Source organism: Loktanella sp. S4079 (assembly GCF_000967725.1).
GTDB lineage: Bacteria > Pseudomonadota > Alphaproteobacteria > Rhodobacterales > Rhodobacteraceae > Yoonia.
The window spans coordinates 195,846-210,672 of record NZ_JXYE01000002.1 but is presented as its reverse complement, the minus strand read 5'-3'; the positions used below and the strand labels follow the sequence as shown (position 1 = coordinate 210,672).

17 protein-coding genes and 1 other RNA gene are annotated in these 14,827 nt (G+C 55.4%); 6 read left to right on the top strand and 12 right to left on the bottom strand.

Annotated elements, in window-relative coordinates; translation table 11 throughout:
* Positions 1-59: 59 nt before the first annotated feature.
* On the top strand, positions 60-812 hold the full coding sequence (locus TW80_RS02120; protein WP_045995716.1) for a YebC/PmpR family DNA-binding transcriptional regulator: 753 nt from the start codon (positions 60-62) through the stop codon (positions 810-812).
* A 115-nt stretch (positions 813-927) separates the two neighbouring features.
* On the opposite strand, the gene TW80_RS02115 is transcribed toward TW80_RS02120, so the two are convergent.
* Complete coding sequence (locus TW80_RS02115; protein ID WP_045995715.1) at positions 928-1,467, bottom strand: 5-formyltetrahydrofolate cyclo-ligase; 540 nt, start codon at positions 1,465-1,467, stop codon at positions 928-930.
* Positions 1,467-2,840 carry a magnesium transporter gene (gene mgtE / locus TW80_RS02110; protein WP_045995714.1) on the bottom strand — a complete coding sequence of 458 codons (1,374 nt, stop codon included), beginning with the start codon at positions 2,838-2,840 and terminating at the stop codon, positions 1,467-1,469. The genes TW80_RS02115 and mgtE overlap by 1 nt, the downstream gene beginning before the upstream one ends.
* Before the next feature lie 99 nt (positions 2,841-2,939).
* Between mgtE and guaD the strand changes: the two genes are divergently transcribed.
* The gene (gene guaD, locus TW80_RS02105) at positions 2,940-4,232 is read left to right on the top strand and encodes a guanine deaminase (RefSeq protein ID WP_045996948.1); all 1,293 of its coding nucleotides are present in this window, start codon (positions 2,940-2,942) and stop codon (positions 4,230-4,232) included.
* Here guaD and TW80_RS02100 read toward each other — a convergent pair.
* The 3 genes from TW80_RS02100 to TW80_RS02090 all read right to left on the bottom strand — a co-directional run bounded on the left by TW80_RS02100 (position 4,229) and on the right by TW80_RS02090 (position 6,805).
* Positions 4,229-5,563 (bottom strand): 8-oxoguanine deaminase, encoded by a 1,335-nt coding sequence (locus tag TW80_RS02100; protein WP_045995713.1) that lies wholly within the window; start codon positions 5,561-5,563, stop codon positions 4,229-4,231. The genes guaD and TW80_RS02100 overlap by 4 nt on opposite strands.
* Complete coding sequence (locus TW80_RS02095; RefSeq protein WP_045995712.1) at positions 5,556-6,365, bottom strand: inositol monophosphatase family protein; 810 nt, start codon at positions 6,363-6,365, stop codon at positions 5,556-5,558. The genes TW80_RS02100 and TW80_RS02095 overlap by 8 nt, the downstream gene beginning before the upstream one ends.
* 68 nt (positions 6,366-6,433) lie before the next feature.
* On the bottom strand, positions 6,434-6,805 hold the full coding sequence (locus TW80_RS02090) for a helix-turn-helix domain-containing protein (RefSeq protein ID WP_045995711.1): 372 nt from the start codon (positions 6,803-6,805) through the stop codon (positions 6,434-6,436).
* A 277-nt stretch (positions 6,806-7,082) separates the two neighbouring features.
* On the opposite strand from TW80_RS02090, the gene TW80_RS02085 reads away from it, so the two are divergent.
* The gene (locus tag TW80_RS02085; RefSeq protein WP_045995710.1) at positions 7,083-8,042 is read left to right on the top strand and encodes an NADPH:quinone oxidoreductase family protein; all 960 of its coding nucleotides are present in this window, start codon (positions 7,083-7,085) and stop codon (positions 8,040-8,042) included.
* Here TW80_RS02085 and TW80_RS02080 read toward each other — a convergent pair.
* The gene (locus TW80_RS02080) at positions 8,032-8,904 is read right to left on the bottom strand and encodes a LysR family transcriptional regulator (RefSeq protein ID WP_045995709.1); all 873 of its coding nucleotides are present in this window, start codon (positions 8,902-8,904) and stop codon (positions 8,032-8,034) included. The genes TW80_RS02085 and TW80_RS02080 overlap by 11 nt on opposite strands.
* A gap of 114 nt (positions 8,905-9,018) precedes the next feature.
* Between TW80_RS02080 and TW80_RS02075 the strand changes: the two genes are divergently transcribed.
* The 3 genes from TW80_RS02075 to TW80_RS02065 all read left to right on the top strand — a co-directional run bounded on the left by TW80_RS02075 (position 9,019) and on the right by TW80_RS02065 (position 10,669).
* The gene (locus TW80_RS02075) at positions 9,019-9,234 is read left to right on the top strand and encodes a DUF1127 domain-containing protein (RefSeq protein ID WP_045995708.1); all 216 of its coding nucleotides are present in this window, start codon (positions 9,019-9,021) and stop codon (positions 9,232-9,234) included.
* A gap of 123 nt (positions 9,235-9,357) precedes the next feature.
* The gene (locus TW80_RS02070; RefSeq protein WP_045995707.1) at positions 9,358-10,134 is read left to right on the top strand and encodes a Bax inhibitor-1/YccA family protein; all 777 of its coding nucleotides are present in this window, start codon (positions 9,358-9,360) and stop codon (positions 10,132-10,134) included.
* Between the two features lie 73 nt (positions 10,135-10,207).
* On the top strand, positions 10,208-10,669 hold the full coding sequence (locus TW80_RS02065; protein ID WP_045995706.1) for a cupin domain-containing protein: 462 nt from the start codon (positions 10,208-10,210) through the stop codon (positions 10,667-10,669).
* A gap of 79 nt (positions 10,670-10,748) precedes the next feature.
* On the opposite strand, the gene rpmG is transcribed toward TW80_RS02065, so the two are convergent.
* The 6 genes from rpmG to gatC all read right to left on the bottom strand — a co-directional run bounded on the left by rpmG (position 10,749) and on the right by gatC (position 14,733).
* On the bottom strand, positions 10,749-10,916 hold the full coding sequence (rpmG, locus tag TW80_RS02060; RefSeq protein ID WP_045995705.1) for a 50S ribosomal protein L33: 168 nt from the start codon (positions 10,914-10,916) through the stop codon (positions 10,749-10,751).
* Positions 10,917-11,101: 185 nt separating this feature from the next.
* Positions 11,102-11,495: RNase P RNA component class A (rnpB, locus tag TW80_RS17650), an RNA gene on the bottom strand.
* 11 nt (positions 11,496-11,506) lie between these two features.
* Positions 11,507-12,184: an N-acetylmuramoyl-L-alanine amidase gene (locus tag TW80_RS02055; protein WP_342585895.1), complete on the bottom strand. Its 678-nt coding sequence runs from the start codon at positions 12,182-12,184 to the stop codon at positions 11,507-11,509.
* Positions 12,185-12,186: 2 nt separating this feature from the next.
* Entirely contained in the window at positions 12,187-12,924 is a 738-nt protein-coding gene (locus tag TW80_RS02050; RefSeq protein WP_045995703.1) for a hypothetical protein, read from the bottom strand.
* A 40-nt stretch (positions 12,925-12,964) separates the two neighbouring features.
* Complete coding sequence (gene gatA, locus TW80_RS02045) at positions 12,965-14,446, bottom strand: Asp-tRNA(Asn)/Glu-tRNA(Gln) amidotransferase subunit GatA (protein WP_045995702.1); 1,482 nt, start codon at positions 14,444-14,446, stop codon at positions 12,965-12,967.
* Positions 14,446-14,733: an Asp-tRNA(Asn)/Glu-tRNA(Gln) amidotransferase subunit GatC gene (gene gatC / locus TW80_RS02040; RefSeq protein WP_045995701.1), complete on the bottom strand. Its 288-nt coding sequence runs from the start codon at positions 14,731-14,733 to the stop codon at positions 14,446-14,448. The genes gatA and gatC overlap by 1 nt, the downstream gene beginning before the upstream one ends.
* Between the last annotated feature and the right edge of the window lie 94 nt (positions 14,734-14,827).

Here is a 14,827-nt window from a genome sequence, read left to right as displayed (position 1 = left end):
GGCTCCCCGAAGGATGCCGTATAGAGACGCAAATTACATCTTTACACACGAGGTTTCCGATGGCTGGCCACTCCAAATGGGCGAATATTCAGCACCGCAAAGGGCGTCAGGATAAACTGCGTTCAAAACTGTTTTCCAAGCTCGCCAAAGAAATCACCGTTGCCGCAAAAATGGGTGATCCAGACCCAGAGAAAAATCCCCGCTTGCGCCTTGCGGTAAAGGAAGCAAAGTCGAGCTCCGTCCCCAAAGACGTGATCGAGCGCGCGATCAAGAAATCACAAGGCGGCGATGCGGAAAACTATGACGAAATCCGCTATGAGGGTTACGGCCCCGGCGGCGTTGCAGTCATTGTTGAGACCATGACCGATAACCGGAACCGGACTGCGTCGACAGTGCGTTCAACATTCTCAAAGAATGGCGGCAACCTAGGTGAAACTGGGTCAGTTGGGTTTATGTTCGACCGTATGGGCGAGGTGATCTACCCTGCTGCTGTCGGCGATGCGGACACCGTGATGATGGCAGCCATCGAAGCAGGTGCAGATGATGTGCAAAGCGACGATGAGAACCACGTTATCTACTGCGCTGATACCGATCTGAACGAGGTTTCAACCGCGCTCGAGGCAGAATTGGGTGAATCAGAATCTACGAAATTGATCTGGAAACCCAATATGACGACAGATGTTGATCTAGACGGTTTGACCAAGCTGATGAAGCTACTGGACACGCTAGAAGAAGACGATGACGTGCAGCGCGTCACCGCTAACTTTGAGGCCTCTGACGAAGTGATGGCTGCATTTTCTGAAGCAGGCTAGCCGTCAGTCCCGTGAAGAATTTCGCATCCTCGCGATGGGGCGAACAAATTTAGCTAAATTTGTTCTGACCGTTGCGGGGATGCTTTCGTTTCACCAGTGGTCATCGTCCGGTGGTCTAGGGTTCGATGATCCCCTGTTCGGTGACAATCATATCTAAGGGCTGATCTGTTGCTTCCAGTGGCAAATCATCATCCTCTTGGACAGAATAGGCAAATCCAATCGCCAGCGTCGGTTTCATGGTACGCAGCTGCTCGAGAGTACGATCATAAAAGCCGCCACCATAGCCAAGCCTTCCGCCGCGCCGATCAAATGCAACAAGCGGCACGATCACGATCTCGGGGGTCATCCATGCACCGTTAGATGGGATCAAGGCTCCAAAGGCTCCCTCCTCCATTATACAGTCGGGTTCCCATTCCCGAAATTTCAGAGGCGTGGCATCTCCCATGATCACAGGCATTCCGACAGGGCCGTGGGCGGCGGCCTCTGACAATGCAGGCAGCGGGTTTATTTCGGTACGCATCGGGCTGTAACCAGCGATCGGCACGCCGCGGTATCCTGCGAGCACTTCGCTCAGGTACCCCGAAGCGGCAGTAATCGTGCCATGCACTGCCTTGCGCCGCGCAAACGCGGCTTTGCGCGCAGAGGACTTATCCATCACAGCAACCACATTGCAGCTAGCCCCAAGAAAGCAAAGAATCCAACGACATCGGTCACCGTCGTCACAAAGGCACCCGATGCAAGTGCCGGATCCACGCCGATCCTTTCGAGCGTGACCGGGATGACCGTACCCGCCAGCCCTGCGATCACCAAGTTGATCACCATCGCGACCGCAATAACGACCCCAAGCATCGGAGAGCCAAACCACGCCATACCAACGAGCCCCATCACTACGGCAAAGATTAGGCCATTGATCAAACCAACAAGGACTTCACGTTTGATAACCCGCCAGAGGTTCGCAGCCGTCAAATCGCGCGTCGCAATGGCGCGCACGGCGACCGTCAGCGACTGTGTTCCTGCGTTACCACCCATCGACGCCACAATGGGCATGAGCACCGCAAGTGCGACCAGACCAGCAATGGTTTCCTCAAAGAGAGAAATCACCAACGACGCCAAAATAGCCGTAACGAGATTCACCGCGAGCCACGGGAAACGCCGCTTGGTCGTGTCGATCACGCGATCCGACAACGCGCCCTCACCAACACCGGCGAGGCGCAGCATGTCTTCGTTTGCCTCTTCTTCAAGAAAGGCCATCGCGTCATCAATGGTGATCACCCCGACGACCCGACCGTCGTCATCGACAACCGGGGCGGTGATCATGTGATAGTGGTTGATCGCTTGGGCGACTTCTTCGACGTCTTGGGTGACGTGAAAGGTCCGAAATGTGTCTTCGGTCAGATCGGACAGCGGCGTGGTCCGCGGATTGCTAAGGATTCGCCCCAGCGTCACATAGCCCACCGCCTTGAGCCGTGGATCAACAAGGAGCACATGGTAAAACTGTTCGGGCAGGACGACATCGGAACGCAAGTAATCAATTGCATCCCCTACGGTCCAGTGTTCCGGTGCGCGGACCAGCTCTGACTGCATATGCCGCCCGGCGGATTCTTCGGGGTAGGATAACGCCTGTTCGACCACCACACGGTCGCCAGCGTCTAGGGCACCCAGAACAGCCTCTTGCTGATCATCATCGAGGTATTCGACCAGATCAACGACATCATCGCTTTCGAGGTCGCGCACCGCCACCGCCAGATCGGCGGGCTCAAGCTGTTCGATGACCTCTTCACGCAGGCTTTCGTTCAGCTCTGACAGGGTGTCCCCGTCCATACCCCCCTTCCAGATGGTTAAGAGGTCACGGCGCTGCTTGCCGTCAATCTGTTCAATAAGATGCGCGATGTCAGCAGGATGAAGCGGGTCAAGCAACGCATTTACGGTTTCGGTTTCACCCGAATCGACGGCTTCGAGGACCTCAGCGACCAACCGGTCGGTGATGCCAAATGCTTCTTCTTCGTTGATTTCTAGTGGCTCTGCCATGACCTGCCCTCGCTGCCCTCTGCAACATAGCCAATCACGACCCACTGGCAACGCCATTCGGTGATTTACCCTATCGTGACCGACACATATGATTGTCGCATGACAAAGCAACTTCTTCTTGGCCAAACGATTGGCTTTTCGGGAAATCCGCTGTTGCAGGATTGGTCCGACACCGTGAATTTTGATAGCGCTGGCGCGGTATTGATCGAGCGCGAACGCATCCAAGCTATTGGCCCTGCCGACCGCTTGCGGACAGCGCACCCAGACGCAAAGGTGACAGATTATGGCAATGCCGTAATTAGCGCCGGGTTTGTCGACGCGCATATGCATTACCCGCAAACCGGCATCATCGCGAGCTGGGGAAAGCAGCTCATTGATTGGCTGAACACCTATACCTTTCCCGAGGAATCGCGTTTTGAAAACGCTGACTATGCTGCCGATGTTGCCGAACGGACGCTCGATTTAGCCTTGGCAAATGGCACAACCACGCTCACCAGTTTCTGCACGATCCATCCGGCAAGCGTTGACGCCTTTTTCACCGCCGCATCCGCACGGGACATGGCCGTGGTCGCAGGCAAAACCTGCATGGACCGCAATGCGCCTGATAATCTGCGCGACACGGTACAATCGGCCTATGATGATAGCAAAGCCCTGCTTAACAAATGGCATAAAGCGGGCCGCGCTAACTATGCGATTACGCCGCGGTTTTCGCCAACCTCGACCCCAGAACAACTAGAGGCGCTTGGTGCGCTCTGGGCCGAGCACCCTGATTGTCTCATGCAAACCCATCTGAGCGAACAGCTCCCTGAAATTGCTTGGGTCCAAGAGTTATTCCCAGACGCCCGCGACTATCTGGATACTTACGAAGCCTTCGGACTATTGGGCGAAAAAGGGCTATACGGGCATGCAATTCACCTGACACCGCGCGAGATTGATCGGTTGAAAGAAACGGGCGCGGCCGTGGTGCACTGTCCCACATCAAACACGTTTATCGGGTCCGGTTTGTTTGACCTTATGGGGCTGGCCAAGGCGGGGCTATCCATTGGTCTTGCCACGGATACTGGTGGCGGATCGTCATTTTCAATGCTGCGCACAATGGCAGCGGCCTATGAAATTGGTCAACTCAAAGGCACAGCAATCCACCCTGCGCAGTTGCTCTGGTTGGCGACCGAAGGGTCCGCGCAGGCCCTACATATGTCGGGCGAAATCGGTCACCTTGGCGTTGGGGCAATGGCAGATCTAACGATCATTGATTTGGCCTCGACACCTGCTATTGCTCAAAGAACGGACCGCGCCAACGACATTTGGGAGGCCGTCTTTGCCACGATTATGATGGGGGACGATCGCGCGATCAAAGACGTCTGGGTCGCCGGAAAATCAAGGACCGCCTAATTCGTGAGCCGCTGTGCGAGCGTGTTTTGGCGCGCGATGACTGCGCTCAGGTCGATTGTGGTCATCCGCCCGTTTGCGACGACCTGACGCCCTTCGACGATCAGGTCACGCACGCGCTGCGGCCCCGCGAGAACAAGAGCTGCCGGGTCCCATGAGCCCGCATTTTCAACGGCATTTCCATCCCAAATGGCGATGTCAGCCCGTTTGCCTACAGCGATCTGACCGCAATCGTCACGGCCCAGCACTTGGGCCCCGCCACGGGTCGCAATTTCAAGCGCCTCGCGCGCAGACATTGCATCAGCGCCGTTGACAACCCGTTGCAACAGCATCGTTTGACGCGCTTCACCAATGAGATTGCCAATATCGTTGCTCGCAGAGCCATCAACACCGAGCCCAACAGGCACGCCCGCGTCCCGCATCGCCCGAACGGGCGCGATGCCCGATCCCAAACGACAGTTTGAACATGGGCAATGTGCGACACCGGTGCGCGAGCGCGCGAACAAGTCGATCTCTTGCCCATCAAGTTTGACACAGTGGGCATGCCAAACGTCACCGCCAGTCCAACCAAGATCTTCGGCGTATTGACCCGGTCGGCAGCCGAACTTTTCCAGCGAATAGGATATGTCTTCGTCATTTTCGGCCAGATGCGTGTGCATCATCACCCCTTTATCTCGGGCGAGGATCGCCGCATCGCGCATCAAATCACGCGAGACCGAGAAGGGGCTGCATGGCGCGACACCAACGCGCACCATTGCACCGGGGTTTGGGTCATGAAAGGCGTCGATCACTCGAATGCAGTCTTCAAGTATCGCTTTTTCATCTTCAACGAGTGAATCTGGTGGCAGCCCGCCGTCACTCTCGCCGATGCTCATCGCGCCACGGGTCGCGTGGAACCGTAGGCCAACATCTTGGGCAGCGGCGATGGTATCATCCAATCGGGCACCGTTGGGATAAAGGTACAAATGATCCGAGGTCATCGTGCAGCCGGATAGCGCCAGCTCTGCCAGCCCCACCTGCGTTGAGATAAACATCTCTTCCGGGCCAAAACGCGCCCAAATCGGATAGAGCCGCTGGAGCCAACCAAATAGCAAAGCGTCTTGTGCGCCCGGCACGGCGCGTGTCAAAGTTTGATAAAGATGATGATGCGTATTGACCAAGCCTGGCGTGACAATACACCCGGATGCATCGATCTTTGATCCATGGCTTTGCAACCCGTCACCGACCGCTGCAATGACGCCATCCCGCACGAGGATATCGGCACCAGCCAGTTCGGTACGGGCGTCATCCATTGTCAGCAGGACCGCCGCGTTTTGGATTAGCAGTTCAGGCATCAAGGCTCTCTTGTAGGATTGCCATCGCTTCTGCATGAATTTCACGGTTCGCCGCAGCGAGCGCCCGCCCACCGTGATGTGCCGGGCCACCATGCCAATCGGTCACGATCCCGCCTGCGGCCTCAATGACGGCAATCGGCGCTTGGATATCATAGGCGTTCAATCCGGCCTCAATCACCAAATCAACCTGACCCGCAGCCAAAAGCGCATAGCCATAGCAATCCATGCCATAGCGCGTAAGCTTAGCCCGCTGCGCCACTGCATGAAACGCGGTTTGCTCCTGCTCCGTGCCAACCTCTGGAAAGGTCGTCAAAACCGTCGCCTCGGCAAGGCTGCTTTTCTCAATTGTTTTTAGAGGGGCCGTACCTTGTGGGCCGACCACGTCCGAGCGACCAAGCCCGCCGGTAAATCGTTCGCCGATGTATGGTTGGTCAATGATTCCAAACAATGGTCCCGTTTCGTCGGCAACAGAAATCAAGACACCCCAAGTAGGTGTGCCGCTGATATATCCTCGGGTTCCGTCAATGGGGTCCAACACCCAAGTCAATCCAGAGGTGCCAGACTGTGCGCCATATTCTTCGCCTAAAATCGCGTCATTGGGACGTTCTTTGGAAAGGATCGTACGCATTGCTTTCTCGGCTGCACGATCCGCAATCGTCACCGGATCAAAGCCGTTTTCACCTTTGTCGTCTGCAACCAAGGCGAATGTACGGAAGTGTGCTAGCGTTTCTGGACGCGCCACATCCGCAAGTAGATTTGCCACACGGATTAAATCCGCCTGAAGGGTATTTTCCAATGGCATAAAGTATCCCCGACTACCGCTACGTTACCTCTGCGGTAACGTGCGGAAGTCGTGGTGGTCAAGGCTACTTAAGCAGCTTCGCTCAGGACGCGCGCCAGATCGAACAGGCGGCGGCGCTGGTTTTCTGGAATTGCGTAGTAAGAACGCAGAAGCTCAAGTGCTTCTTTATCTGTAAGGATGTCACCAGGCATGTGGCTATTCGCTGTGACTGCTTGCGACTGCTCGTCCAGACCTTCGAAAAAGAAGGAAACAGGGACATCGAGAACTTTGGCAATATCCCAAAGACGGGATGCGCTGACACGGTTCATTCCGGTTTCATATTTTTGGATTTGCTGGAACTTGATCCCAACATTTTCAGCCAGCTGTTGCTGGGTGGTGCCGTTCATCCAACGGCGGTGGCGAATGCGTTTGCCCACATGTACATCGACAGGGTGTTTCATTTAACGTTTCCTCAGTTCAATTTGTTTGCGGCCCAATCTGTCCCGCTTCCCGATAGGCAACGCACGTATAGCCAGAGTTAAGCCACATCCGCTGCCGTGGCAATGGAATGCACCCAACAGGAAGAACACGCAACGGTTGCAGTGCCCTACCTTACCTTAAGGACAGGTTACCACGCCCTGATTGTCGATCAAACGGTAAAAAAACGAGCAATTTGTAAAGATCTACAAGTTTTCGCATAACAATGAGCGATACTTTTCTCATACGATTCGGGGACACATGCGCGCTTATCAGGTCAGTTCACACACTCAACCTCCATCAATCACGACTATTGATTCCCCTTTACCCGGTTCAGGCGAGGTCCTTTTGGACATCGCAGCCTGCGGTTTGAACTTTGCTGACCTGCTCATGTCCAAGGGCACCTACCAAGATACACCACAAGTTCCCTTTACCCTTGGCATGGAGGTCTGCGGCACGGTAGTCGCCCATGGCGAGGGCGTGAATTGGCCGCCAGTCGGTGCGCGTGTCGCTGTTTTTGGCGGGCAAGGCGGGTTGGCGGATCAGGGCGTATTCCCGGCAGATCGCTGTACGATCGTCCCTGATCAAATGCCCTCAGAAGCTGCGGCTGGATTTATGGTGGCTTACGGCACGTCCCATCTGGCGCTGACACGGCGCGCGCAATTGCAACCTGGCGAAACGCTATTGGTATTGGGCGCCGCCGGAGGTGTTGGATTAACTGCTGTCGAAGTCGGCAAAGCCATGGGCGCCCGTGTAATTGCTGTCGCCCGTGGTGCAGATAAGCTCGCCGTCGCAAAGGAAGCAGGTGCAGACCACCTAATCAATTCCGAAACCGATGACCTCAAGCAAATCGTCAAATCACTGGGCGGCGCTGATGTTGTTTATGATGCCGTCGGCGGTGAACTGTTTACGGCGGCTTTGGGTGCATGCAATCGCGAAGCACGGATTCTCGCGATTGGCTTTGCCAGTGGTGACGTGCCCCCGGTGCCCGCCAACATCCTATTGGTCAAAAACGTCAGCGTGATCGGGTTTTATTGGGGTGGATATCTAAAATTTAACCCAAAAGCATTGACCGACAGCCTGTCGGAACTCATGGACTGGTATGTCAAAGGGCGGCTGCGCCCGCACGTTAGCCATGTTCTACCATTGGATAACGCGGACGAAGCACTGGAGCTTTTGCGTAGTAGCAAATCAACGGGCAAAGTTGTGGTTACGCCATGACTGGCGATTTCAGCGTATAAAACCCATCGCGCACAAATTTCGCCAAGTCTTTTACAACTGGTCCCTGATCGAGCTGCGCCTGATAGAGGTTGATGTTCATCTCGCGCAACCGAGGCAAATGCCCGCCATGGTCGATCCGTTCCAAGTGGCGTGGCTCTGTTCCCTCAAGCATGGTGTGCACCGCTAGATCGGCGCTCACTGTTGCCTCAATAGTGCGGCTGAAATTGCTTTCAACGGCCATTTCCCATGGGATACCGACCTCATCCAAGCGGCGCTGAACAAATTGTCGAAAGATGCAGCTTTCTTCGTAGGCAAGCCGCAGTGGGCGTTTTTTCCACGCCTGCCCGTTCGGTGCGCCGACCCAAATCAGAGGTACTTTCATCAGCGTTTCACCACCTTCACCAACAGAATCTTCGGTTGTGAGGATGATATCAATGGCACCGCGCCTGAAATCCTCGACCAAGCCGCGCGTGAATGACGACACCAATTGCACCCGGACACGTGGGTATGCTGCGGCAAAACGCTGCAAAACGATGGGAATCACCGGGTAAACAATATCATGTGGCACGCCTAGCGTAACTTCGCCCTCGTAATCCGGTGCAGTGAGTTTTCCATATGCTTCGTCATTTAATTCTAACATTCGGCGGGCATAGCTTAGCAGTAATTCTCCTTGCGAGGTCAGGCTAATGCTACGCGCAGAACGATCAAACAGCCCAACACCCAGTGATTCCTCAAGCCGTTTTAACTGCATGGAAACGGCCGACTGCGTGAGATTGAGCAATCCAGCGGCACGTGTCACGCCCCCGGTATCGGCCACGGCCACAAATGAACGCAACGCCGTCGTATCCAGATTTCGCGCCATATCAATTTCCTTGATGTATCAAAACTCAAACATTCATTTTCATTATGGTGCAACCACAGCTATTCATCAAGCATTGAAATGCAAACCACTCAACACATCACGAAAGGACATGTCATGACAAATGCTGTACACCATTTAGCCGCGTGCAAACCATCATATCGCCTGCGCCCCATGACGCGCTTGCGTGACTATCTCGCGCTCGCCCGTCAGCGCCGCCAACTTTTGCGCCTTGATGCGCAGCAGCTCGCTGATATCGGACTATCGCAAACCCAAGCAATCGCAGAGGCAGAGCGCGCACCGTGGGATGTTCCTGAACACTGGAAAGGCTAGGCCCACAGATATTGCGAATATTCGCGCGCCGGGTGCTCTATGACCTTGAAAATTTAGCAATTGCTGCCAATATTATCAGCAAGGGCCCTCCTCCGAGGGCCACGCTATTAACTGGAGGGCAACATGCCACAATATGATTGGGCAAATACCGGCGCTGTATCTAGCGCAAGCGCTATTGATGAGGGTCTGCGCGCCCACATGAACAAAGTCTACGGCACGATGTCCGTTGGCATGATCATTACTGCTGCTGCCGCTTGGGCAATCGCTGGGCTGGCAACAACCACTGATCCTTCTGCTGCTGTAGCTGCTATGCGTAACGGCACGATGATCACCGAGTTCGGCTCGCTGATCTACAGCTCACCGCTGCGCTATGTCATCATGTTCGCTCCTTTGGCTTTTGTTTTCGGCCTTGGCGCAATGATCAACCGGATGTCCTCTGCAACTGCGCAGCTTGTGTTTTACGCCTTCGCGGCCGTCATGGGTCTTTCGCTTAGCTCGATCTTCCTTGTGTACACAGGTGTTTCAATTGTTCAGATCTTCCTGATCACCGCCATCGCATTCGCGAGCCTTTCACTGTGGGGTTACACCACAAAGAAAGACATCTCTGGCTGGGGTTCATTCCTGATCATGGGCGTTGTTGGTCTGGTCGTGGCGATGATCGTCAACATCTTCCTGCAGTCCGAAGCAATCATGTTCGCGATTTCAGGGATTGGTGTTCTGATCTTTGCAGGTCTTACAGCCTATGACACACAAAAGATCAAAACTGACTATATCGCGCATGCTGCACATGGCGACAGCGAATGGTTGGCGAAATCGGCGATTATGGGTGCGTTGAACCTGTATCTCGACTTTATCAACATGTTCATCTTCTTGCTGCAGCTGTTCGGCAACCGCGAATAACAGGTTTGCAGACAAGCATGCTAAGGGTCGGCCATGTGCCGGCCCTTTTCTTTTTCGAGAATGGAATTCTGAAATGACCATAATTCGCGCCGCAAGCGTTAAATGCGAAAGCAATACTCCGGCTGCACTGGGACAGTATACTGCCAAGCTATTCAGCGACACCGGCGGGCTCACGCAGTTTGGGGCCTTTGTCGAAACGCTTGCGCCCGGGGCGCGCTCATCCTTTCGCCACTGGCACCAAAACGAAGATGAAATGATCTATATGCTAAACGGAACTGTAACCGCGCATGAGGGTGCGATTAGCACGGCGCTACGCCCCGGCGACGCGGCCACCTACCGCGCCGGAGACCCAATAGGTCATTACCTTGAGAATACCAGTACAGAGGACGCCAGCTATTTGGTGATCGGAACACGCGCCCGGTCTGATATCATCACCTATCCCGACCATGACCGCGTTCTTCACTTTGATCGTGAAACAACTGCGCGCAAGTATTTCACCACAGATGGCGAACCTGCTGATCCACCCAAAGACTAAGCGACTTAAACGCCGCGGCCAAAAAACGAAAAAGCCACGCTGATGCGTGGCTTTGTCCGTTTCCAAATCAGGCAATCAATTACTTGATTTTGCCTTCTTTGTAATCCACGTGCTTACGTGCAACGGGATCGTATTTTTTGATGACCATTTTTTCAGTCATTGTACGTGCGTTTTTCTTCGTCACGTAAAAGTGCCCGGTCCCCGCTGTGGAGTTCAGGCGGATCTTGATGGTGGTAGGCTTCGCCATATCTCATCTCTCCTGATTGCGGGCCGCAAGCGGCACTGCGCATGAATGTGATTGAAGCTGCCTTTTAAACGCGCCATGCCCCGAGTCAACCGCAATCGCGACGATAACCAGCAGATTCTTAATTAACCCAACACATTCTGAATTGTTGCATCATCTGCTTCGTTTGGATCAGCAAGAAAGTCGGTAAGCGCGGACGGCCTATAAGCCGGATTTTGTCCTTCGGGTTGCCCCGAATGGATGATCATTCATCTTGAGCACCTGTTACCAGATGCCCTCTAGCTGCCAACCCGGACCTCCTTGGGCTCAAGCCGCCCAGCCGCGAACGGCGCGGGGTCCCTATTTGGCATTGCTCCCGGTGGGGCTTGCCGTGCCGGTCCGGTTGCCCGTCCCGCGGTGGGCTCTTACTCCACCGTTTCACCTTTTCCTTGGCTTTGACGAATGCGCACCGTCGGTGCGACCAAGGTAGTCTGTTTTCTGTGGCGCTTTCCCTAGGGTTACCCCCGCCGGGCGTTACCCGGCACCGTGCTTTTTGGAGTCCGGACTTTCCTCGGGTTACCCCGCGACCATCCAGCCATCCGCGCGCAGCAGGCTTAGGCCCAAGCGGCGTTTACGTCAACAGGGTAAAGCTGGGCGAGATGCGCAGCAATCCCGGCATCGACCGCATCAACGGGGCCTGTTGCCCACGGACGAAAACGCAGACGAAATACGGAAAGCAGAAGATCGGGGTCATCCGTCGCCGTATACCCAAAAGTGCGCGCATGAACCGCAAACTCGCTCGGGTCACCCTGCCCCGCCGCTGCGGGCCACACAGACAGGCCCGTCATCGCCAACCGACGCCAATCGAATCGTCCACCTGGGTCAATCTTGCGCCCCGGCGCCATATCAGAGTGACCAATCACGCGTTCTGGCCGGATCGCCCAGCGTGCGCGAATACCATCCAATACCTCTTCGAGCGCATTCATCTGCGCCGCGGCAAATGGGCTATAGCCGTCATTCGCGATCTCGATCCCGATAGAGCGGCTATTTACATCGGTCTCTGTCCCCCAGCGCCCTGCGCCTGCGTGCCATGCTCTCATGGCCTCTGGGACGAGCGACAGGACCTCACCATCTTCGGCAATCAGATAATGTGCTGAAACTTCGTTTGCGGGATTACAAAGCGTCGCCAAAGCAGCGCTGGCAGATTTCATCGCCGTGTAGTGCAGCACCACCATATCTGGGCGCGCGCCGTCACGTCGCGGCCCAAAGTTGGGCGAACTATGTGTTGTCAGTCTCAGTTGCCAAACGCCGCACGGAAAGGCGCGGGATCCCAACCACAAGCAAACCCATCCCCGTCAGGGTCTATTCCGCGACGGTCGCGTTCAGGTCCACCACGAGCAAGGAAATCGCGCTGCGCATCATCCGCTGTCGCGTAATCCGCGCAGTTGCGCTGATAGCGCCCCTGTGTGGTCAACAGTGAACGACTATACCATTCTTGGCCTTTAACGTTGGGCGCATTGATTGCGTATTCAACGATATTTGGACCAGTATTCGACGGGCGAGTTGGCACAGCAGTTACTTGGACCTGCTCACGAGCAGCAGCCTGTGCAGCGCGGCGCGCGGCATCGCTTTCGATGGTTTCACGACCGGTGACGGCATCAAAGCTCTGCTCATCAGAGATGCCTGTATTGCTCGTCGGAATTGCTGGTGTAACCGGTGCTGGCACCTCGGCAACTGGGGCCGCAGCAGGTGGCTGCGACTGCCCAATCCCAGCCTGCGCAAGTTCGGAGGAAGAAATTGACGCATTCGGCGTTGCGACAGGCGCAACAGGATCGTTCCGTACAATCGTGTTCACCTGCGCAGGTGGCACAATTGATGACTGTCCCGTCGTGAGCGCAGCCTCACGGCGTGCGCGCTCAAGCTCATAGTTGGCGTAATCATCAAACCCGACACCGCGCGGACGCACGTTGTCAGCTGTCTGGCACGCGCTTAACGCAAATACGCTTAGCGCAATTCCTATGCCCAATTTCATCGATAATTACCTGCCATTGCCTGTCATCGTTACCTGACAATTACCACCACTTGCTTGGTTTGGCTACAAAACCAGCTGATTGCTCTAGGCTATAGGCCACATTCAGCAGATCGCCTTCTTCCCACGGACGGCCGATCAGCTGCAAACCAAGCGGGAGCCCAGCTTCGGTTGTACCAGTCGGCACCGAAATACCAGGAAGCCCAGCCAAGTTCACCGTCACGGTAAACACGTCGTTCAGATACATCTGAACTGGGTCCGCGTTCTTCATCTCGCCCAAACCAAAGGCTGGGGATGGCGTCGCAGGTGTCAAAATCGCGTCAACACCGTCAGCAAACACGTTATCAAAATCGCGCTTGATCAACGCACGCACGCGGCGGGCGCGGTTGTAGTAGGCGTCATAGAAACCAGCGGACAGCACATAGGTACCAACCATAACACGGCGCTGAACCTCTGAGCCGAAACCTTCGGCGCGGGTCTTTTCGTACATCTCGGTGATGCCGTCCCCGGCGGCCAGCGCGGCGCGGTGACCGAAACGCACCCCATCGTAACGCGCAAGGTTCGAAGACGCCTCTGCTGGTGCAATCACGTAATATGCTGGCAAAGCGTATTTTGTGTGCGGCAGGCTGATGTCCTTGATCACTGCACCTGCATCTTTCAGCATTGCTGTGCCGTCTTCCCATAGTTTGGAAATCTCGGCGGGCATGCCGTCCATGCGATATTCTTTGGGAATACCAATGACCTTGCCTTTGATGTCGCCTGTGAGGGCCGCTTCAAAATCTGGCACGGCCAAATCGGCGCTCGTGCTATCTTTGGGGTCATGGCCACACATCGCTTGCAACATGATCGCAGCGTCGCGCACGTCTTTGGTCATGGGACCTGCCTGATCCAAAGAGGAGGCAAAGGCCACGACACCCCAGCGTGATACACGGCCATATGTGGGCTTTAGCCCAGTTATACCAGTAAAGGCCGCAGGCTGACGGATAGAGCCACCCGTATCTGTACCTGTAGCCGCGAGGCATAGATCAGCCGCTACCGCGCTCGCAGAACCGCCAGACGAACCGCCCGGTGTCAGGTTGCGATCATCGACCTTCCAAGGGTTCACCGCATCGCCGTAAACGGATGTCTCATTTGACGATCCCATGGCGAATTCGTCCATGTTCAGCTTGCCCAGCATCACTGCGCCTGCGTCAAACAGCTGAGTGGTCACAGTGGATTCATATTCAGGCTTGAAACCTTCAAGGATCCGCGACGACGCCTGCGATGGGACGCCTTTGGTGCAAAACAGATCTTTGATACCCAATGGAATGCCGCACATGTCGGGTGCATCGCCCGCTTGAATGCGCAGGTCAGCTGCTTGGGCTTGGGCAGCTGCGATTTCCGGTGTCTTGTGAACGAATGCGTTCAGCGCGCCTGCGCCTTCAATCGCCTCGAGACACGCAGCAGTGATTTCAGCACTCGATGTATCGCCCTTGCGCATCGCATCGCGGGCTTGGGCAATGGTCAGTTTTGTCAGATCAGTCATTATTCAACCACCTTTGGCACGGCAAAGAACCCTTCGCGCGCGTCTGGCGCATTCTTCAGAACAGCTTCTTGCTGATCTCCATCCGTGACCACATCTTCGCGACGCTTGAGGCGCTGTGGCGTCACCGATGTCATCGGCTCAACGCCTTCGACGTCAACTTCGTTGAGCTGCTCAATAAAGCCCAGAATTCCGCTGAATTCAGCGGCCAAAGCGGGCAGTGCATCGTCTTCCACCTTAATACGGGCAAGCTTTGCCACGCGGCGGGCGGTTTCTGTGTCAATCGACATGGAACGCGTCTCCGGATTATCTGTTGCAACCGCATTTATCGCTAGTCCCTGCTGGTCGCAAGCATATGTAGGACCAAAACCGACTTCGCTGCTT

Excerpts from the sequence above, each read along its gene's own strand:
- gatA (WP_045995702.1), bottom strand. The coding sequence starts at position 14,446 with ATGACTGATCTGACAAAACTGACCATTGCCCAAGCCCGCGATGCGATG.
- TW80_RS02075 (WP_045995708.1), top strand. The coding sequence starts at position 9,019 with ATGACAAATGCTGTACACCATTTAGCCGCGTGCAAACCATCATATCGC.
- TW80_RS02100 (WP_045995713.1), bottom strand. The coding sequence starts at position 5,563 with ATGCCTGAACTGCTAATCCAAAACGCGGCGGTCCTGCTGACAATGGAT.
- guaD (WP_045996948.1), top strand. The coding sequence starts at position 2,940 with ATGACAAAGCAACTTCTTCTTGGCCAAACGATTGGCTTTTCGGGAAAT.
- TW80_RS02115 (WP_045995715.1), bottom strand. The coding sequence starts at position 1,467 with ATGGATAAGTCCTCTGCGCGCAAAGCCGCGTTTGCGCGGCGCAAGGCA.
- TW80_RS02120 (WP_045995716.1), top strand. The coding sequence starts at position 60 with ATGGCTGGCCACTCCAAATGGGCGAATATTCAGCACCGCAAAGGGCGT.
- mgtE (WP_045995714.1), bottom strand. The coding sequence starts at position 2,840 with ATGGCAGAGCCACTAGAAATCAACGAAGAAGAAGCATTTGGCATCACC.
- TW80_RS02050 (WP_045995703.1), bottom strand. The coding sequence starts at position 12,924 with ATGAAATTGGGCATAGGAATTGCGCTAAGCGTATTTGCGTTAAGCGCG.
- TW80_RS02065 (WP_045995706.1), top strand. The coding sequence starts at position 10,208 with ATGACCATAATTCGCGCCGCAAGCGTTAAATGCGAAAGCAATACTCCG.
- TW80_RS02090 (WP_045995711.1), bottom strand. The coding sequence starts at position 6,805 with ATGAAACACCCTGTCGATGTACATGTGGGCAAACGCATTCGCCACCGC.
- gatC (WP_045995701.1), bottom strand. The coding sequence starts at position 14,733 with ATGTCGATTGACACAGAAACCGCCCGCCGCGTGGCAAAGCTTGCCCGT.
- TW80_RS02085 (WP_045995710.1), top strand. The coding sequence starts at position 7,083 with ATGCGCGCTTATCAGGTCAGTTCACACACTCAACCTCCATCAATCACG.
- rpmG (WP_045995705.1), bottom strand. The coding sequence starts at position 10,916 with ATGGCGAAGCCTACCACCATCAAGATCCGCCTGAACTCCACAGCGGGG.
- TW80_RS02095 (WP_045995712.1), bottom strand. The coding sequence starts at position 6,365 with ATGCCATTGGAAAATACCCTTCAGGCGGATTTAATCCGTGTGGCAAAT.
- TW80_RS02080 (WP_045995709.1), bottom strand. The coding sequence starts at position 8,904 with ATGGCGCGAAATCTGGATACGACGGCGTTGCGTTCATTTGTGGCCGTG.
- TW80_RS02070 (WP_045995707.1), top strand. The coding sequence starts at position 9,358 with ATGCCACAATATGATTGGGCAAATACCGGCGCTGTATCTAGCGCAAGC.